Annotated in this window: 18 protein-coding genes and 1 tRNA gene; 15 read left to right on the top strand and 4 right to left on the bottom strand. The window is 57.6% G+C overall.

Annotated elements, in window-relative coordinates:
- The 8 genes from rph to VI895_10025 all read left to right on the top strand — a co-directional run.
- On the top strand, nt 1-510 hold a 510-nt coding region (gene rph / locus VI895_10060), incomplete at its 5' end, for a ribonuclease PH (protein ID HLG20140.1).
- Nucleotides 511-656: 146 nt separating this feature from the next.
- Entirely contained in the window at nt 657-1,265 is a 609-nt protein-coding gene (gene rdgB, locus VI895_10055) for an RdgB/HAM1 family non-canonical purine NTP pyrophosphatase (GenBank protein ID HLG20139.1), read from the top strand.
- Nucleotides 1,266-1,480: 215 nt separating this feature from the next.
- Nucleotides 1,481-2,320 (top strand): hypothetical protein, encoded by an 840-nt coding sequence (locus tag VI895_10050; GenBank protein HLG20138.1) that lies wholly within the window; start codon nt 1,481-1,483, stop codon nt 2,318-2,320.
- Nucleotides 2,321-2,373: 53 nt separating this feature from the next.
- A tRNA-Pro gene (locus tag VI895_10045) sits at nt 2,374-2,451 on the top strand.
- The gene (locus VI895_10040) at nt 2,426-2,887 is read left to right on the top strand and encodes a hypothetical protein (protein HLG20137.1); all 462 of its coding nucleotides are present in this window, start codon (nt 2,426-2,428) and stop codon (nt 2,885-2,887) included. Before VI895_10045 ends, VI895_10040 begins: the two co-directional genes overlap by 26 nt.
- Nucleotides 2,884-4,410: a capsule assembly Wzi family protein gene (locus tag VI895_10035; protein ID HLG20136.1), complete on the top strand. Its 1,527-nt coding sequence runs from the start codon at nt 2,884-2,886 to the stop codon at nt 4,408-4,410. The genes VI895_10040 and VI895_10035 overlap by 4 nt, the downstream gene beginning before the upstream one ends.
- Nucleotides 4,404-5,906 carry an oligosaccharide flippase family protein gene (locus tag VI895_10030; GenBank protein HLG20135.1) on the top strand — a complete coding sequence of 501 codons (1,503 nt, stop codon included), beginning with the start codon at nt 4,404-4,406 and terminating at the stop codon, nt 5,904-5,906. Before VI895_10035 ends, VI895_10030 begins: the two co-directional genes overlap by 7 nt.
- Before the next feature lie 88 nt (nt 5,907-5,994).
- Nucleotides 5,995-7,227, top strand: a complete 1,233-nt coding sequence (locus VI895_10025; protein ID HLG20134.1) for a glycosyltransferase family 4 protein — start codon at nt 5,995-5,997, stop codon at nt 7,225-7,227.
- On the opposite strand, the gene VI895_10020 is transcribed toward VI895_10025, so the two are convergent.
- Genes VI895_10020 through VI895_10010 form a run of 3 tightly spaced genes read right to left on the bottom strand, consistent with a single transcriptional unit; the run spans nt 7,224 to nt 10,178 of the window.
- Nucleotides 7,224-8,141, bottom strand: a complete 918-nt coding sequence (locus tag VI895_10020) for a polysaccharide deacetylase family protein (GenBank protein HLG20133.1) — start codon at nt 8,139-8,141, stop codon at nt 7,224-7,226. The genes VI895_10025 and VI895_10020 overlap by 4 nt on opposite strands.
- The gene (locus VI895_10015; GenBank protein ID HLG20132.1) at nt 8,075-8,815 is read right to left on the bottom strand and encodes an SDR family oxidoreductase; all 741 of its coding nucleotides are present in this window, start codon (nt 8,813-8,815) and stop codon (nt 8,075-8,077) included. The genes VI895_10020 and VI895_10015 overlap by 67 nt, the downstream gene beginning before the upstream one ends.
- Nucleotide 8,816: 1 nt before the next feature.
- Nucleotides 8,817-10,178 (bottom strand): FAD-binding oxidoreductase, encoded by a 1,362-nt coding sequence (locus VI895_10010; GenBank protein HLG20131.1) that lies wholly within the window; start codon nt 10,176-10,178, stop codon nt 8,817-8,819.
- Nucleotides 10,179-10,201: 23 nt separating this feature from the next.
- On the opposite strand from VI895_10010, the gene VI895_10005 reads away from it, so the two are divergent.
- Nucleotides 10,202-11,065, top strand: coding sequence for a decaprenyl-phosphate phosphoribosyltransferase (locus tag VI895_10005; protein ID HLG20130.1), 864 nt, complete (start codon nt 10,202-10,204; stop codon nt 11,063-11,065).
- Here VI895_10005 and VI895_10000 read toward each other — a convergent pair.
- A complete protein-coding gene (locus VI895_10000; GenBank protein HLG20129.1) occupies nt 11,059-11,688 on the bottom strand; it encodes an SRPBCC family protein in 630 nt (209 codons plus the stop codon). The two genes, VI895_10005 and VI895_10000, sit on opposite strands and share 7 nt — an antisense overlap.
- A 209-nt stretch (nt 11,689-11,897) precedes the next feature.
- Between VI895_10000 and mgtE the strand changes: the two genes are divergently transcribed.
- The 6 genes from mgtE to VI895_09970 form a co-directional block, all read left to right on the top strand.
- A complete protein-coding gene (mgtE, locus tag VI895_09995) occupies nt 11,898-13,280 on the top strand; it encodes a magnesium transporter (GenBank protein HLG20128.1) in 1,383 nt (460 codons plus the stop codon).
- A gap of 119 nt (nt 13,281-13,399) precedes the next feature.
- Nucleotides 13,400-13,963 (top strand): prepilin-type N-terminal cleavage/methylation domain-containing protein, encoded by a 564-nt coding sequence (locus VI895_09990; protein HLG20127.1) that lies wholly within the window; start codon nt 13,400-13,402, stop codon nt 13,961-13,963.
- Nucleotides 13,964-13,969: 6 nt separating this feature from the next.
- On the top strand, nt 13,970-16,237 hold the full coding sequence (locus tag VI895_09985; GenBank protein ID HLG20126.1) for a cyclic nucleotide-binding domain-containing protein: 2,268 nt from the start codon (nt 13,970-13,972) through the stop codon (nt 16,235-16,237).
- 13 nt (nt 16,238-16,250) lie between these two features.
- The gene (locus VI895_09980) at nt 16,251-17,414 is read left to right on the top strand and encodes a hypothetical protein (GenBank protein HLG20125.1); all 1,164 of its coding nucleotides are present in this window, start codon (nt 16,251-16,253) and stop codon (nt 17,412-17,414) included.
- A 34-nt stretch (nt 17,415-17,448) separates the two neighbouring features.
- On the top strand, nt 17,449-18,843 hold the full coding sequence (locus tag VI895_09975) for an FAD-linked oxidase C-terminal domain-containing protein (GenBank protein ID HLG20124.1): 1,395 nt from the start codon (nt 17,449-17,451) through the stop codon (nt 18,841-18,843).
- Nucleotides 18,840-19,441 (top strand): N-acetylmuramic acid 6-phosphate etherase (locus tag VI895_09970; protein ID HLG20123.1); only part of this gene is annotated, 602 nt, incomplete at its 3' end. The genes VI895_09975 and VI895_09970, both read left to right, overlap by 4 nt.

Below are 19,441 nucleotides of genomic sequence, written 5' to 3'. Positions count from 1 at the left end.
CGGGAATCCACCACGGGTCGCCCCGACGGACGAGCGCAGGAAATCCAGCGCCTCATCGGCCGAGCGCTCCGCTCTTCGATCGACATGACGGCGATCGGAGAAAGGTCGATCCTGGTGGATTGTGATGTTTTGCAGGCCGACGGAGGCACGCGAACCGCATCGATCAACGGCGGGTTCATCGCGATGGCGTTGGCGGTCCAATGGCTGCAACGGCAGGGGAAAATCACGACGAATCCGATTAAGTCCGCCGTCGCGGCCGTCAGCGTCGGAATGAAGACCGGAACTCAGCTTCTCGACCTCGACTATAATGAGGATTCCAATAGCGACGTGGATATGAATTTTGTCATGCTCGAGGATTCCCGAATCGTTGAAATGCAGGGAACGGCGGAAGGGGCCTCCTTCTCGGCCGAGGACTCGCAAAAAATGCTGGCACACGCCACGATGGCGATCAAAAAAATCACCCGAATCCAACGAATGATCCTGGAAAAATGCGCCAGTGTCCCGTCTTAGATATAACTTGCGATACCGAGATCGTTGCTGCGCCCGATCCGCTAGGCGAGACGAGGGAGAATACCGGCAGTATTCGACCGAGGACCAACGACGCGGAGCGGGATGCAGCAACGATCGAATATCAAGGTATATCTAGGACGGGACACTTGCCTGAGCTTCTGCTCGCGACCCGAAATCCAGGCAAACTCGAAGAGATCCGCAATTATCTGAGACCGATTCATCCGTCGTTGCGCATCCTTTCGATGGACCAGGTGCGCGACGCCCCCGCCGTCGTCGAGGACGGTTCCAGTTTTCTGGAAAACGCCCGAAAAAAGGCGAAATTGCTGGCCACGTTCACTCGAATTCCGACGCTGGCCGACGATTCGGGTCTGGAAGTCGATGTCCTGGGCGGCCGACCCGGAGTCCTCTCGGCGCGCTTCGCCGGACCGAACGCCGACGACAAAGACAACATCCGAAAACTGCTCGAAAAGCTGAAAGATGTGCCGGCCGAGAAACGAACCGCGCACTTTCGTTGCGTCATGGCTCTCTACGGTGCGAGCGGAATTTCCTACACCGCCACCGGCGATGTGTGCGGCCTTATTATTGACGAACCGCGCGGAACCGGCGGGTTCGGCTACGACCCGATCTTCTTCATCCCCGCCCTCGGCCGAACGTTCGCCGAAATCACGCCCGCCGAGAAGAACCGTTTCAGCCACCGCGCCCTTGCCGTCGCGAAAATTTCGGATCACCTCACCGAGTTCCTGGCCAAGCTCTGATCTAAGGGCCCGTATGAGAATAATCTTTACATTTTTGCTGGGTCTTTTGACTCGGCTCTTCGTTGATCGTCCTCGCGTTAGCGCCGCTGGCTAGCGCTTCGTCTTCTCGCCTTGATCTGAGTCAAAATCCGCGGCGCAAAAAAAGTAAACCTTATTCTCTCACGGACCCTGACTTGATGGGGTCCGGTCGATCTGCTAAAAAAACCGGACTCACCGTGAAAACGAACTGCCCAGTGGTTTTTTGGGCCTGGAGAAAACGGCCCTCTTTCGTCATGCGGGGAATCCAGGTGGCCGAAGAACTCGCCCGCCACGGATTTCAAACCGTCGTCCGTTTTGGACCTTCCCGCGTCGCCCTGAGAGGTGTCCACGACAGCATAATCATTTGCGTGAAAAGTACGCCGCGCTTTACCGCCTGGTTACGGCGCCGGCGAAACCGAATTGTGTATGACGCGATCGACTTCACCACCGCTCGAAGCATCCCGGCCCACGTCGACGCCGTCATCGCCGGGACGAATTACTTGCGCAGTCGCCTTCAGACTTTCCTCGATCCCAACGTTACGGTGAAAACAATCTACCACCACGCCGACCCCCATCTTAAACCGCACAAAGCCGGGGACCAGGCCCTGCGCCTCGCGTATATCGGAGACGAAAAGGGCTCAATGTTCATCAAAGGGGAGATCCCGGAGCTGGACGTCATTTCTTTTCTCAACCATCGTGATTGGCGCGAGGAGATCCGAAATTATAACGCCCACTTTTCGGCCCGAATGGATCCAAACAAATCCGTGATCAAGCTCGCCAACGTCGCAACGCTAGGAGCCGTGTTTCTGACCGGAGCTGAGCCGGGCTGCGATGAACTGTTGGGGAAGGAGTATCCCTTTTATCTGCGAAACCCCGAAAATCTCGACACCGTTTTGGAGGATGTAAAAAGACTCAAGGAGGCTGTGGGCTCGCCTCTCTGGAAGGACGCGAGGGACCGCATCGACCAAACCCGGCCGAATCTGACGATCGACGCGACCGCCCGGGCCTATGAAGAACTGCTGGCTCAGCTCCCCTGACTCCGCGGCAATAGTCGATTTGCCGGCGGTTCCAAGTCATAATGCAAAACGATCGGGGCGTAGCTCAGCCTGGCTAGAGCACCTGCTTTGGGAGCAGGGGGCCGCGTGTTCAAATCACGCCGCCCCGACCAACTATCGGAACCGAAGCAGAAAGGCTTTCGCCCCGATCGATTCGAGTGCCGTCCGCTTCCCTGTTTCCCTTTCGCCGGTATAGTACGCGCCGTAAAAATGGCTCTCCGGACTTCCATCGGCCTTTCAGGCTTGGCGACAGCGTTGTCTCTCTCGCTCGTTTTCCCCGCACCCGCTCGGGCCGAAACAAAGGGGCGTGACATTGTGATGTTCACTGGGGGCGTCGTGAGTGTCTCTTTTCTGGGCGTGTTGATTTATAAGGCGATCGTCTCCGAACCTTCCAAGCCGAAAGGGCCACCCGCCGAACCAACTCCCGTGCCGGCCGCCGTCGAAAGCAAAGCCCGCCCCGATTCTTCTCCTTCGGACCCTTCAACTGAAGCACCTATTTCCAAACAAATTGAACCGACACACTCGAAAGATCTGCTGAATCAACCATGAGCGAACGTCGATCCATCTTAGGGTTTGCAGGAGCGCTCGCCTTAGCCTTGGCCGCCATTGGGGCCGCGCGTGCCGAACAGATCCCCTGGGACGCTCCCGAGATGATGGCGTTCGATCACCTCGTGGCGGGTTCCGGACAGGGTGTGACAGGACTTCAACCGCTCTCCGTCAGTTATGCGCTTTCGCTCTTGGAGGAACTCAAAACCGATGAGCCTTGGGCGGCGGAACTCCGCCAACATTTGATGGAACGGTTTTCAGCCGACACGTTTCAGGCCGATGGGTTCCGGCTCTCCGCCGAATTTCGCGCAGGCTATCGCTATGTGGATTCCGAGCCGCTCCCCATACTGGAACTCCCCACCGTCGTGAATCCGATCCTTTCGGAACAGGAAGATCTCTTCACCGACGACGGGCATTTGGGTTCGCTCGGCGTGCGCATCAGCGGATCGGCCACGCGGTATTTTTCGTTTTCGGGAACGCCGATGCTTCGACTCACGAGCCTCGACGGGGGCTTCGACGGCAACGTTTCGTTTTATCTCAAGGAAGCGCTGGGAACCGTACATATAAATCGCTTTGCGATCGACGGCGGACGATCGAGCTTGATGTGGGGGTTCGGCCGCGCCGGGCATCTTCTCTTTTCCGGCGATCATCAACCGCTCACGTTGGTCCGCTTCCGTTCCGACCAGCCGGTGATTCCGCCATGGTTCTTGAAGTACCTGGGACCGACTCGATTTGAGGCGTTTTTCTCCGCGTTAGAGGATAACCGGGCGTCCTTTCCCAACTCTAAATTGATCGGTCTCTACTTCACGTTCTCTCCGCACCGCCGGTTAGAAGTCGGGTTCGGCGAGACGGCCATGTACGGCGGCGACGGCGCGCCGACGAATAATCCTCTCGTCTTTTTTACGGAAAAAATCGCGGATGGTGAGAATCCGGCGAACCGGAACTTTCTTCTCTCCGCGCGTTATCGCGTGCCCTTTATTGAAATCGAACCATACACGGAAATCATGATCGAAGATTGTTGCCGGGCTTCCAATCCTTTCAATCCTCGGGACACGACCTATCTGGCGGGACTCTTCTTCCCGAAGATCGATCCGGCCGGCCATGCCGACTTTGCCGTCGAATTCGCAAGGATCAATTCGATTTCGTACCGGCATGGAACCTATTCCTCAGGTTACACGTATAAGAACCATCTCCTCGGCCACCCTTTGGGCCCCGATTCGCTGGGGATCTATGCGATTCTCCGTTACGTTCGAAGTTCCACCTGGCAACTCAAGATGGTTTTTGCCCACGAGGAACGGGGTAGGCTCGGTCGCTCCGGCGGCGGAGGAAGCATCACGTCCACGGAGCCGGGTTACGAGGCTTCCGATCAAAGAAACCGTTTTCAGCTCTTGGCCGACCTCCAACCGTGGGACCACGTCACGATCTCACCGTTGTTGGGACTCGAAAATGTGCTGAATCAAAACTATGTGAAGAACGACAACCACTGGCAGTATAGCGCCGGATTCGAGGTCCGGTATCTGTGGTAGCCCCCAACGAACATCGCCAGCTCGCCAAAGGCATCTTGACCAACACTTTGGGCGCCGCCGCGAAGGTGAGCCGTGCGCTGTTCTTGATCGCCTTTTCCCGAATGTTGGGAGCGGAACTTTTCGGCCTTTATCTCTTGGCGTTCGCCATTCAAGAAGTGGTCGGCAAGTTGGCGTCGCTCGGTATGGAGCATGGAATCATGCGCCTCGCCACGCATCTTCGCGCTCAAGGGAGAGCGGACGAAATTCGCGGGTCGGTGGAACGAATTCTGATGCTCGCCGTGGTTACGAGTTCGCTGGTCGCCCTGGGCCTGGGGTTGTCCGCCGATTGGATCTCTCACGTGTTTGTTCACAAACCGGCGCTCGGCTCCCCGCTTCGCAATTTTTGTTTCGGGTTACCGGCCGTTTGTTCCACTTCGATTTTGCTCTACGCGATCCGTCCGACGCTCGACATGCGTTACGAGGTGTATGTCCGGTCGCTGTTTGAACCTCTTCTTATTTTGGTCCTGGGCGTAGCCGCCATTCGGCTCGGCCTTGGAGCCACCGGCGCTGTTTTCGCTCATAACCTGGCGGCATTCGCTTCGCTGGTTCTCGCCCTCTTCTACTTTCTGCGCCTGCACCCGCAAAGCGGAAGGAAGGTCCCGGTTCGATGGAAATTTCTCCTGAACACCAGTCTTCCGATGGGTGGGATGGAGCTTCTGGCCATGTTCAAGTTGCGCCTCGACCTTCTCGTCATCGCGCGAATCATGCCGCTCGCCAGCGTCGGCATTTACGGAGCGATCGTGGAGATCGGAAACGTCCTTCGGAAAACGCGCGCCACGTTCGATCCTATTTTGATGCCGATGGCCCAGCTCCTTCACGAGCAGAAGGATCGGTCGCGCTTGAAAAAGAATCTCGCTCTGGCGATCCGGTGGGTCATGATTCCTTCGTTCGCGTTGTTGGGGCCGATGTTGCTCATCCCTGAATTCTTCCTTCAATTTTTTGGAGAGAGTTTCCTCGATGGAAGAACGGCTCTCCGCATCTTCTCCGTGGGACAACTTTTCGTGGTCACATTGGGTCTTTTGGAAGGAGTCCTGGCCGTCACCGGCTTCGCGTTCGTGACGCTCATTAACTCGTTCGTTCTCGTCGGCGCAAACCTTGTGCTTCTTCTATGGATGGTCCCCCGGTGGGGAATCTCCGGAGCGGCGTTGGCGACAACCGTTTCCTTCATCGCGGTGACCGTGTGGCGCCTCTTGCAGAGTCGCAAGCTTCTGGGTCTCTGGCCGTTTGAACGGGCTCAATACAAACCTCTCACCGCCTTTGCCCTCGCTCTGGCCGTCGCCGTTCCGCTTACGTTGCGGCGACAGCCCCTGCCGCTCCTGTCCCAATTACCCTGTTTGGCTCTGTTTCTTGTCACGTTTGCCGTCGCGCTTTTCGGCCTGAAACTCGAAGGCCACGACAAAGACGTTTTGCGGGGCATTCGATCCCGTATCCGCTCCGTTTGGCGCGGTGCGGACTAAAAGGGCATTCGTAGATCGGGTCTAGACTTCTCATCCTTCGCCCGATAAAAGTGCGTAAATGCGGCCCGACGAATCTAAGATTCGTGTAATGATTCTCAGTAGTTGCATAAACGGCGGCGGAGCGGGCCGAAGTTTAACGGCCTATCTCGACAGAGAAGCCACAAAGATTCATCCCATCGTCGTCCTGCCCGAAGCGGGGGTCATTGCGGAAAAACTGACACACGGAGAAGAGATTCATTACGTTCCGGAATTCATCGAACGGATTCAACGAAGCCCCTACCGGCTTCCCCGCTGGCTGAACTTCGCCTGGATGGATATCACTTTGGGCGTCGTGGCCATCCTTAAATCCATGTGGAAGATCCGTTCACTGGCCCGCCGGCTCCAGCCGGACGTGATCTACTGCAACCATATGCTGGCGAAACCGATCGGATCGTTTGTCGGAAGTTCGTTGCACATTCCGGTGGTCTTCCACGCGCGGAACGTCCACGAACATTGGGTCGGCCGGGCCTTTTACCAATTTCTCGCCCGAAGAGCGTCCACCCGCCGAATCATCTGCAACTCACGCGCTTCCGCTGCACCTTATTCCGTGGGTAGCCGAGAGAAGGTCCGTGTCGTTCCGAACTTTGTTGAACTTTCTCAATTTGAACGGGGAAAAATTACTCCGCGGCTTCGGCAGGAGTTTCACCTGAAACCGGACGCCCTGGTGGTCGGCTACCTCGGCCGAATTCTTTCCATGAAGGGGATCGACGTGCTGCTCGAAGCCTTCTCGAGGGTTCACACGGCGTTTCCGCAGGCACTCCTGGCGCTCGTGGGAGACAACGATGGCGGCCTTCACCGAAATATGAAAGCGGACTACGAGCGGCGGGCGCGGGATCTCGGTATCGCCGAGCAGACCCTATTCGTCGGATTTCGCGCCGACATCCGCCCGTATGTGGTCGATTTCGATATTCTTACGATGCCTTCCATCGAGCCCGAGTCGTTCGGGCGCGTACTCATTGAGGCTATGGCTTTGGGGATCCCGCCGATCGTGTCGGCACACGGAGGAGCGATCGAAATCGTTCAGCACGGCCTAAACGGTCTTTGGGCGCTCCCCGGAGATAGGGAAGAACTGTCGATCCGATTGAAAGAACTCCTATCCAACCCGATCTTGCGGCAGCGCCTCGGCCGAAGAGCCGCGGAAGACGTTCGAGCGAATTTCGGCGCTGAAAAGAACGCGGCGCGAATTACGGAACTTCTTCGCGAAGTGGTTCAAAGGGATATTCGGCACGCCTTGGACGAAGCCACAACCCTTTCTCGCCTATCGAGACGAGCTCTGGGCTAGTGTCGGCGATTTTCCTCGGCCAGGGTTTCCGCCAAGGCATCCGATAGACGGACAAACTCTAGTCCGCGCCCTCGCACTCCCTCAATGATTTTGGGAAGCGCGGCCACGAGCGAATCGCGGGAGGCGGGTTTTTCCTTCCGAAAGCCGTCATGCATCAATAGGATGTCTCCGCCTTTCACGCGGTGAAGGACATTGTGAATCAGTGTTTCGGGCAGCGGATTTTCGACGTCGAAAATCGGATACGAAAAACCGATGGCCTGTTGGCCCAGCTTCTTTGCAAGTTTGAGAACTCGCCGAGTCTTATAGCCCTTCGGGCAACGGAAAAACACGGGACGAACACCCGATGCTTTTTTGCACGCGTTCGCGCCTCCTCGAATCTCCCGCTCTACTTTCTCCGCGGGGAGGAAAGGAAGGACCCGGTGGCTTTGCGTGTGATTCGCCAGTTCATGACCTCTCATCACAATCTCCTTGGCCACCTGTGGAAATCGTTCCACATTTTCTCCAATACAGAAAAAAACGGCCGGAACACCGTACCGCTCGAGAATATCGAGGATTTGCCGCGTGAACGGTTCCACCGGCCCATCGTCGAACGTCAGGACCACGCGATTCCCCGATTGGGGAAGCCGATGAGGAGCGTACGAGAAGATATTCACGCCCGGGACCATCATGTCCAAAAGGTAGGCCGCCGTCGCCAAGGCACCGATGACCAGAACAAGGGAGCCGATCGAATTCCAGGGGGGCGAAAGGAACCGCTGAACGCCGATCAACAACAGGGAAAACAGGCCGGCAAAGAGCAGGACGTATGTCGTGATTTTTCGAAACGCTCGTTTGGACATGGGCAAGGCTTTCAGAGATTCAGCCTCTTGAAAATCGGTTCCGGGATCGCGCGAAGGATCGCCATGACCGGCCGCCAAAATCCGGGGAGGTAGACCACCGATTTCTTCCGCTCGATGGCGCAGACGATTCGGGGGGCGATTTTTCGGGGCGAAGTGTAAAGGAAACTCTTTTTGAAATGCACCGTCATGGGCGTGTCGACAAATCCTGGTTTGATCGTGACGACCGAAACGCCCGATTTCGCCAGTCGAGCGCGAAGACCCTGAAGATAGAGGCTGAGGGCGCCTTTGGCCGAGCCATACACATAGTTGCTCGCCCGCCCCCGGTCCCCCGCCACTGAGGAGATGACGGCGATACAACCGTTTCGCTGCCTCTCCATAATGTCGGCCAGATGCGTAAGAAAGGAAACGACCGAAGTGAAATTAGTACGAATCGCCCGTTCCGCCTCACTAAAGTCGTTTCCACACTTTTTCTGATCCGGAAGAGTCCCGTAGGCAATCAACACCGCGTCGAGACGGCCCAGTTTCCCGACCGCCCGGTCGATCAATTGAGCGTGTTGCGCGCTGTCGGCCAAATCGGCCACGTCGAAATCCACTCCCTCGACACCGCGAACGTTCAAGTCGGCCGCGACCTGTTCCACCTTCTCGCGATTGCGTGCGATCAGGTAAACCCGCGCCCCCTTTTCAGCATACAAGCGGCCGACTTCCTGTGCGATCGCCGACGTAGCGCCGATGATGCATACGTTCCGGTTCATGTTACGAAACCTCCCCCGTTACGCGCCGCCAAAAACTCGACGAGAATTTCGGGTCGATGAACGCGGAGAACTCCCGCCACCGGGGGAAATAGGCTTTGAAGTGTTCCGGAGACATCCGCGCATCCTTCGCCGGGTACACCGCGCCGCCGCTCTCTTGAACGATCGCGTCGAGATCGTCCATGGTTTTCCGCGTAACCGCTCCGTCGTTCGGAAAATCGAGCGAAACGGTCACTCCTTTGAGGGGAAACGAAAGCATCCCGGGCGACCGCAGATCTCCGAACGTTTTCATGACCACCAAGAACGGGCCGGATCCGGAGCGGCGCGCTCGGTCCAACAGAACGGGGAGAGAGGCCGTCCGATCTTGCTCCGGAACGACGCACTGATATTGAAAAAAACCTCGCTTGCCGTACATCCGATTCCACCGGCGAATGGAATCGAGAGGAAAGAAAAAGGGATCGTAAGAAAGAACTTGTCGGGCGACTTTTCGTGTTTGGCGCTCAAAATAGAGCGCGTTAAAGGTTTTCATCGTCCAGCGGTTTAAAAGGAAATTCGGAGCGTTCATCGGAATTTTGATTCGAAACCGGCTTTTCCTTTTCGCCCCGTCCCCCTCGCTGAAATTTCCCCGCATGAACAGTCCTCGAACTCGCCGGCTGGCCAAGAGGTCGGCCCATGCCGCCGAATGCTCATAGTCACGGTTCGAACTGTCCGATAGCTCCAGAAATTCGTCCAACGACTCGAATCGAATGGACTCGGCGCTCACCATGGGGCCGGTGATTTTTTGAAGACGAATATCCGCCCATAAGATCAGGCCGGTCAGGCCCAAACCGGCGACGGTCGCCTGAAATAAATCCGTGTTGTCCGTCGGCGAGCAGACGACTCTCCGACCGTCCGAACGCAAAAGCTCGAAACGAAGCACGTGGCGTCCGAACGTGCCCGCGCAATGGTGATTCTTGCCGTGAACGTCGTTCGCGATCGCTCCACCGACCGAAATGAGCTTCGTCCCTAGCGTGATCGGAATAAAGAACCCCTTGGGAACGAACGTTCGAAGAATCGCATCCAGACGAACGCCCCCTTCGCATCGAAGAACACCGGTTTCGGAATGAAAATCGATGAAACGGTCCAGGCGGCGGGTGGCCAGAAGTGTCCCGCCGTCGTTGAGGCAACTGTCGCCGTAACTCCTTCCGCGGCCGTACGGCAGCACCGATGTCGAAATCGCATCGAAACGAAGCGGTTCATGCCGCCAGCCGACGGGAAGAATCTGTTGGCTTGGGTGAAACACCCTCCCCCACGATTGGCCTGAACTCACGGCCGAAGCATACGCGGGCGACGGATATTCCCCCAAAGACAAATTTGATCGGCCCATCACTCCCTGTAGATTAAACGGCGGTGCACGACCTGTTTCAAGCGCTTCGCCCTCAGCAGTGGATCAAGAACCTACTCTGCTACGCCGGATGTTTTTTCGCTCTTCGCCTTTCCGATCCCGCGACGTTCTGGCGGGCGACTACCGCCTTTCTTGTCTTCTGTGCCGTCTCCAGCGCTGTTTATATTCTAAACGATCTCCTGGACCGCGATTCGGACCGCCACCATCCTTTCAAATCCAAACGTCCGATCGCCAGCGGAAGAATTTCGGCACGCATGGCGATTGCGGTCGCATCGCTCTTGATCCTCGGAGGCGGCGCCGCAGCCGTTCGTCTCGGCCATTACTTTTCGGCCATCGTCGCCGTTTACATCGCGCAGAACATCGCCTACTCGCTCGCTCTAAAGAAGGTGGCGATTGTCGACATCATGTGCATCGCGCTCGGTTTTGTGTGGCGGGCCGTGGCGGGGGTCGCCGCAGCGAATGTGGCCCTTTCCCACTGGCTCCTTCTCTGCACCTTCAGCGTTTCGATGTTCTTGGCCGTGGCCAAGCGGCGCCACGAACTGCTCACGTTGGAGGTCAACGCCACCCGGCACCGAAACGTTCTCTCCGAGTACTCCGTCCCTTTCATCGACGCCGTCATGATGATTACGACCGCTTTGACCGTCTTTTCCTATGCGCTATATACGGTGGCCGACGAAACGATCGGCAAGTTCGGTACCGATCGATTGATTTACACGACGCCGTTCGTTTTTTACGGCGTCTTCCACTATCTCTATCTGGTTTACCAACGCAATGAGGGAGGAAATCCGGCCTCCCTCATCCTTCATGATCGGCCTCTGCAGATCAATATAGCGCTTTGGATCGTCGTGGTCGGTGGTTTGATCTACTGAGCACCCACGGCGGGAATTTGCTTTGGGATAACGCTTGCGGGTGCAACGGGGGCAGGCAGATCTTTGGGCTGTTTCAGACGCTCGTTGACGGCCAAAAGAAGTTTTGGAACATAATGTTTGGCCCCCCACGAGACCAGCCACTTGGGGATGAACTTCCCGGGATCGGTTCGAACCCTAAGCTTGACCAGGCTTCCCTTCCCTTCCGCTTCGATCGCCAGCGTCCCTTCCAGGACGTTCATATTTCCGCGCACCATTTCCCAGTCGAAACGATGAACGGCCGGCTGGCGTTGAATGGCCAGAATGTTCCAGAGATTGGGCAGGGGCCAGGGCAAATTAATGGAAACGTAAACCTGCTCTTTTTCTCCCAACGTGCCCAACGATTCACAAGCGGTGACACGGGGCAGATAGCTCGGAAATTCCTCGAAACGATTCAACAGACTCCAAATCGCTTCGGGCGAACGCTCGAAATGAGCCTCGGAGAGAATCAGGCGGCCGGTCTGGCCGGGGATCTTTTCCGACGAGCTCTTCACCCGAAAGTCCCTGAGCGCCTGGGATTGAGCGAACGCCGAACTCAGACCGAGGCCTATTATCCCGGCGAAAACCCAATGCATTGGAAAAATCATAACTCAGGCCGGACCCTTTGACACGGGTTGGATCCGCGTCGAGGGGCCTATCCGAGCATTCGCAATGACCGCGCGCATGGGGCCATCCGCTTCGTTGCCGCTCCTAGACAATGTGTTGCATCGTCTTCGGCGCGGCGCCTCGCATCTGACCCCGCGGCGCTCCGAACGCGGTTCTTGCCAATACTCGGACAGGCCCCTATCGTTTGCGCGTGCAAATATCCCAGCTCTTTCTTCCGGAGGTGATGGAGGCCATCGAGAACGGTGACCTCGAAAGCTTGCGCACCGTTTTCGAAGATCTTCACCCCAGCGACGTCGCGGAACTCCTTGTGCATCTCAGCCCCGACCGGATCGCCGCCATCGTCCGTATCCTTCGAGCCCCGAAAGGGATTGATGTCTTCGAGCAACTGGAGCTGGCAACCCAAGCGGAAGTCCTTAAGCACTTGGGGAGGGCCGAAACCGTAAAGCTCTTGGAAGAAATGTCGGCCGACGACCGGGTCGACCTCTTGAAAAAACTTCCCTCGGAGACGGTGGATTCCCTCCTTCCCTTGATGGCGCAGGCGGACCGAGACGATGTCCGCCGCCTTCTTCAATACGGCGAAAAGACGGCGGGGGCGCTCATGACGACGGAGTATGCTTCGCTCCCCGCGCAGGTCACGGTGGCCGAAGCGATGGCCAAGCTGAGAAACATCGCGCCGGATCGAGAGACGATTTACTACATCTACATCATCGACGGAGACCGGAAGCTACTCGGGACAATATCCCTCCGGGATCTCGTTCTTGCGCGGCCGACACAGAAAATCGAAGATTTCATGTCGGTCGATCCGATCTCCGTGCGCGTCGACATGGATCAGGAAGAGGTCGCCAAGATGGTCGCTAAATACGACTTTCTGGCCCTCCCCGTCATCGACCCCGACAAAAGATTGGTCGGGATTATCACGCACGACGACGCCATGGACGTCGTCGAGCGGGAACAGACGGAGGACGTTCAGAAATTGGGAGGTATGGAGGTATTGGACGCCCCCTATTTCAACGTCGGTTTTTTTTCACTCGTGCGCAAGCGCGCCGGATGGCTGACCGCCCTGTTTCTCGGCGAAATGTTTACGGCCACCGCCATGGGCTATTACGAACACGAGATCGAGCGGGCGGTGGTCTTGGCCTTGTTTATCCCCCTCATCATCAGTTCCGGTGGTAACTCAGGTTCACAAGCATCCACGCTGATCATTCGCGCGTTAGCCGTGCGAGAAGTGCGGCTTCGAGATTGGTGGAAGGTCTTTGGCCGGGAGATCGTTTCGGGGCTAGCTCTGGGGGCCATTCTCGGAACGATCGGTTTCTTCCGGATCGTTCTCTGGCAGCAGTGGAGACCCATGTATGGAGAACATTACTTGTTCGTGGCGGCGACCGTTGCGTGCAGTCTTTTGGGAGTGGTCATGTGGGGAACGATAACCGGCTCCATGCTTCCCTTTATCCTTCGGAAATTGGGTTTCGATCCCGCGAGCGCTTCGGCGCCGTTCGTGGCGACATTGGTGGACGTAACCGGTCTTGTGATCTACTTTTCTTTCGCCAGCTTGATTCTCGGCGGAGTCGTCTTATAGATTTTCCGTGGGAACCAAAGTTCACGTTTTATGAACGGCCCGCACCGTACGACGGATTCCGAGCTGTTAACTCGCGTCGGTTCCTTTATAATGATTGAATTCATTTCGCTGAAACTTCCATGAAGAGTGCAAAATCTTCCGGTTTCACGCTGACCGAAGTGATGGTGGCGCTGCTCATTAGCTGTTTGGTGGCCATCGGCATTTATCAAATCATCCGCGGACAGGTGCAATCGACGTCCGGGCAGAACGAAGCCTCCCAAGTCTTACGGAGCTCCCAGCGGGCGAGATTTAAGCTCTCGACCGATATCGCCCAGGCCGGGTTCAATCCTGTTCGTGCCACCACACTCCCCGCCTTTGATTCCTCCTCGAACGACAGCACATTGATTGTTCAGGGCGATTTTAATACCAGCGGCAACTTTGAAGACCCGCCACCCGCTGGAGACGCTCCCGAGGTCATTCGGTATATCTACGACGCGGCCGGCAAACGGGTGACGCGCAACTCCGAAGTTTTCTTGATCGACGTGGATGAGTTTACGGTCAGTTATCTCAACGCCAGCAATACAGAGGCAAGTCCGGCCACGGCAGAATCCTCCATTCGGAAAGTTCGAGTCCGATGGGCCCAGAGTATCGGCGACAAGAGAGAAACCTACGAACTGACCACATCGCTGAAGAACCGGAATTGAACTTTGATGTCCATCGAACCGAAAATAATCTCTCTTTTCGAAGGAATCGAAGATCCCGCTCTTCAACAGGCGATCGGCCAGCTTCCGGTCCGAAAATTCCCGAAGGCGATGGTGATCTTCCAGCAACGGGAACGTTCCGATGAGGTCTACGCCATCCTTTCCGGCAGTGTCGAAATCGTTCGGCAGGAAGGGGACGGCGAACTTCAGCGCCTCGCCGTGCTTCAACCGGGGCAGATCTTCGGCGAGTTCTCCTATCTCACCGGAGCCCCACGGACGACGGCCGCCGCGGCGCTGGAAGAGGTGGCGGTTCTCGAATTAACGGCCCGTTGGCTTGCGGATGCCGAGAAACGGAACCCGGCGATCCGCGATCGCCTGACTCAGCTTTACCGGTCGCGGGTGCTGACCAACGTCCTGCACGGCACTCAACTGTTCGCCACGCTGCAACCGCAAGAGATCGAACAGATCGCGACCAAATTACTGTTTCGCGAGTTGAAGGACGGCGAGGAGATTCTTCGTGAAGGTTCGACCGACCTGGATCTCATCGTCATCAAACGAGGGCGGATCGCCGTCACGAAGAAAAAGGGAACGGACATCCTCCGACTCGGGGAGCTGACCACCGGCGACATTCTGGGCGAGATGGCGATTGTAACCGGGCAACCGCGATCCGCCTCCGCGCGGGCGGTCGAACCGACGGAAGTGATGGTTCTGCCCGGAGCCGATTTCCGGGACCTGTTGCAGAGCTTTCCGAGGCTCCTTCGAGTCATCGAGGACCTGGTTCGTTCGAGAGCCGAGCAGACACGCCAGGCGGTGGAAGCGGTCGTTCAGGAGATCGTCGGCGACGCCTGGACGGACGTCGACGACGCGGCCGGAATTCAAGTTCAATCCCTCAAATTGGCGGCCACGTTTGCCGCCGACGGAGCCGGAGCCGACGCGCAACTGCTCACGGTTTCCCGCCATCATTGGACGTTGGAACGCGCCGAATCCGCGCCTCCCCTCGTCAAAGGATCCGAAGTCCAGCTGGCCATCACCACGCATCGAGTGAAAGAGCTGGCGCCGCTTCTCTCGCAAGGTCCGATCGGCGGAACCATCTCCAGCGTCGAGGATCGCAAGTTCACGGTTACGCTCGCCGGCGCGGGAGAGTCCCAAGCCCGAATCGCGAACATTGTGACGGCGTTGGCCCGAGCGCGGGTCCGCCTTTTTGTCTATCCGGAATATGACGTCGAAAAACTGGCCGTCATCGCCCGATTCCGAACGAAGAGCGGAATCGACGAACAGATTCCGGTGTTCACTTTAAGTCAGACCAGCGGCCGCGTCGGCGCGGGGGGCGAATGGAAACCGGGAGAACTCTTGTCGATCACGCTCCGCCAGGACGGCAAAGATCTACTGACGACAAAAGCGGTCTGTCTCGTGATCGAGGCCGGCCGGCGGGAAATTCAATTCGAATATGAAACGGGGGACGAGCGTGCGGCGCTTGAAAGGACGATCCGCGAACTGTCCCGCCAGACCGGATATGGCCGATTGGCCGCGCCGTCGGCTGCCGCCAAGCCTGCTTTCAAACCGGATCGCGACGCTCCCATACTCACGAAACATTTTCGAACGTCGAGTGAATTTTTGAAAACATATGTCGGGTCGATGGAGGCGGGGCTCATTCGCGTCGAGTCCAAGGACAAACTGCCTCGCGGCACGTACGTCCGTATTCATGTCGCCATTGCCAGCGAGAAAGGTCTGCGGAGACTCTCCTTCACCGGATACGTCCGGCAGTGGGAAAACGGCGTCAACGAGATCGAACTCGACGACACCGCCGGCCCGATCCGGGAAAAGATCGAACAGCTCTGCAAAAGGCTCGTAGACGAACAGGCGGAAGCGTCCTGGAAAACGAGAAAGCAGCAACTCACGGAATCGGGAATCGCGATCTCCGAAGTTTCGGCACTCCAAAAATGGGCGCGACTCGCGGCCGCCGTCCTCGTGCTCGGCGGTTTACTCTGGTGGGGAATGTCCGGAAAACGGGAAGAACCCCTGTCCTCGCAACCGAAAACGGACCGCGCCGAAGGACCCAAGGATGTCGTCCTGACTTTGGCGGGCACCAACGGTCCGGTGACCCTCCGTTCCTCGGAAATACGTTCGATCAAAATCGTTCCCGGACAAGATTCGGTCAGCATTCAAGCCTCCGGGAAAACGTTCGATGTTCCCGCCGCGGAGACGGCGAAACTCACACCGTTCCAACAAAAACAACTTCAGAGGTATCGTGCGTTCGAGCGCAAAAGCAACCCCTAGAGGTCAGATTCTGGTGGTCGCTCTGATCGCCCTGGGAGTTTTGACTCTCATCGTGGTGACGAGCATGCAACGAGCGCAGGTCGACACCTCGCTCGCGGGCAATATGAACCGCGCGAATCGCGCCTCCGGCGTCGCGGACACCGCGATCGCTCTTACGGCGAGGAAAGTCTTGGACGCCTATACAACGTCCCACTCCATCGACAACATGTTTCACACGGTGCAGTTCGGAACCACCGGGGGAGGTGAATACGCCGTAGGGATTTACGATAACGATTATGTGGGAACGACGCAGATCACCGGAGAGAACGGAAACGACAGCGTCGATCACGACCTGATCTTTCGTCTCGTCTCCACCGGAGCTTTGGGAACAACCGAGCACATCATCGACGCCTACTATCAGATTCAGCCCGGCAGCGGCCCGTCGGCGCCTCCCGATTCGAGCGGAATCGGCGCCATGGGGCTTTGTTCGAACAACACCGACATCGCCAAGGGGAACACGATCCAGGGAGCGGACTACAATTTGCCGGCGTATCCTTGTTCCGGTGCGGGATGCAACGGGGCCGATAGCGGCGGTCCGGCGCACGCGGGTCTTTCTTACAACGGTGGCGCAACGGCGGACATCTCCAGCGGAACTCCCGGCGGTACTCCTCCGATCAACAACAATGCCAACATCGACTGCACCAGCTGGGAAACGTTCGCAACAAACGCCGGGAATATCGCCCAGACAACCTATGCAGCCTCGTCGGGACCCTTCAACTCCGACGCAAACGCCTTCGGAACGAGCGCATCCCCCAAAATCGTCTTAATTCAAGGAACGGCAGGCGAAAACGTGAAATTCAACGGCAACCTTTATGGAAATGGAATTCTCATTATTCGGAACTGCCAAGCGGAGTTTACGGGGACGTTAACGTACGCGGGTTTGATCCTCATACAGGATGAAGGCGGAGGAATTAAGATCGGAGGAACCCCTCAAGTGTTCGGATCCACGATGGTGCTGGGTTCCACGGTGGCCGACAATCCCGTGGAGATCGACGTCAACAACAACAACGCACGATTCCGCTATTCCACGCAAGGCTTGGCGAAAGCCGCTCAGGCATTTACCAACGCTGGAGGCGGCGGCGCCTCGTCCTTGCAAGTGGTGGCATGGCGGACGATCGGCGCCGGCTCGGCGCCCTAGTCCTCCCTGATAAAGTGACATATGATCCCGCGGGATGCCCTCCGGCGACGCCTTCCTCCGGGAACTTCGCGGCCAATATCCCGATTTAGAGATTGGGTCCGGCCCGGATCGAATCGCCCCATACTGCCGGGACGAAGCGCACCAAACCACCGACCGGCCGATCGCCGTGGCGTTTCCGACGATGACATCCCAGGTAGTCACTCTCCTTAAGCTCGCGAATCGACATCACGTTCCGATTGTTCCCCAGGGAGCGCGGACGGGTTTAAGCGGCGCCGCCGTTCCCTCCGAGGGATCCTTCGTCGTTTCCTTGGAAAGGATGAACCGAATTTTAGAGATCGACGAAGAAAACGGTGTGGCGGTCACGGAACCTGGCGTGATCACCGGCGATCTTCGGCGGGCGGTCGAACAGCGCGGTCTTTTTTACCCTCCGATACCGGCGAGCGTCGATATCTGCACGATCGGCGGAAATATCGCGACGAACGCGGGCGGCCTCTGCGCCGTCAAATATGGCGTGACGCGGGAGTATGTCCTCGGGTTGGAAGTGGTTCTTCCCTCCGGCGACGTCATACAGACCGGCGGCCGGTTCGCCAAGAACTCCACCGGTTACAACCTCACGCAACTTCTGGTCGGCTCCGAAGGCACACTCGGCATCGTCACGAAAATCATCTTGCGGCTGGTTCCGTTGCCTAGGGAACGTGTAACGCTTCTCGTTCCTTACGATTCCGCTGCAGCCGTTTCGAAAAGCATCGTCGCGATTTTATCGGCGCGAATCGTTCCTCCCACATTGGAACTGATTCCCCAAGGCGCGGTCCGCTGCGTGCTGAACCGCCATTCCGAGCTTTCGTATCCGTTCCCCGACCATCCGGCCTCCCTACTCATCGAACTCGACAGCCGAGACAGTGCGTCCCTTCAAACAGAACTTCCGGAGCTGGAGCGAGTTCTCCGAGAGTCGGGGGCGGGCGAGCCCTCGGTTGCAGCCACACCCGCTCAACGAGAAGAGCTTTGGACGGTTCGAAAACTTGTGCGCGATTCCATCGCTAACTCGGGGGACTACGTTGAAGCCGACGCCGTGGTGCCGAGGCGGAAGGTTCCGGCGCTCTTGGAGGCGGCCGATACCGTGTCAAAAAAACATGCGATCGAAGTGATTTCTTACGGTCACGCGGGGGACGGAAATCTGCACACCTATTTTCGACGGGGGGACCTTCCGACAGAACGCTGGCGGGTCGTTTCTCAAAAGGTTCTCACCGATTTCTTTACGGAAGCCGTCCGATTGGGAGGAACGATATCCGGTGAACACGGGATCGGGCTCTTGAAACGGGAATATCTTCCAATGGCGATTTCTCCGCCCCAAATCAACGTCATGAAGCGAATCAAGACGGCGTTTGACCCTCATGGGATTTTGAACCCCGGAAAAATCCTTCCGGAATGAGTTCCTCGACCGTCAAACTGGAGCGGGGCGTGGACGCCCTGGTTCTCACCGAACAGCGAAATCCGCTTTCGGAGGATATCGACGTCAAATCGAGTCTCGAGATCGTCGAGATCATCAATCGCGAGGACCAGAAGGTCGCAAAAGCCCTCCTGGAGGCCAAGGGATCCATCGCCACGGCCATCGACTGGGTGGCCGAAGCGTTTCAGAAGGGGGGGAGGCTCGTTTATGTCGGTGCCGGCACCAGCGGCCGCCTCGGTGTGTTGGACGCCGCCGAATGCCCCCCCACGTTCGGGTTGCCGCCCGACCGTGTTCTCGCCGTCATCGCGGGCGGAACGAAGGCGCTCACTCGCTCAGCCGAAGGCGCTGAAGACGATCCCGAAGCGGGCCGCCGCGACTTGGCCAAACAATCCCCCTCACCTAAGGATGTCGTCATGGGAATTTCCACCGGCTCCACGGCGTCGTACGTCCGCGGCGCCCTCACCGAAGCCCGCAGCGCCGGAGCCAAGACGATTTTTTTCACCTGCACGCCGCTTTCCGAGCGAGGAGATTTCGCCGACCTGGTCATCACGGCTTTAACCGGTCCCGAGATCGTCACCGG

It is taken from the genome of Bdellovibrionota bacterium, from assembly GCA_035292885.1.
In the GTDB taxonomy this organism is placed as follows: domain Bacteria; phylum Bdellovibrionota_G; class JALEGL01; order JALEGL01; family DATDPG01; genus DATDPG01.
This window is presented reverse-complemented; position numbering and strand designations above follow the sequence as displayed.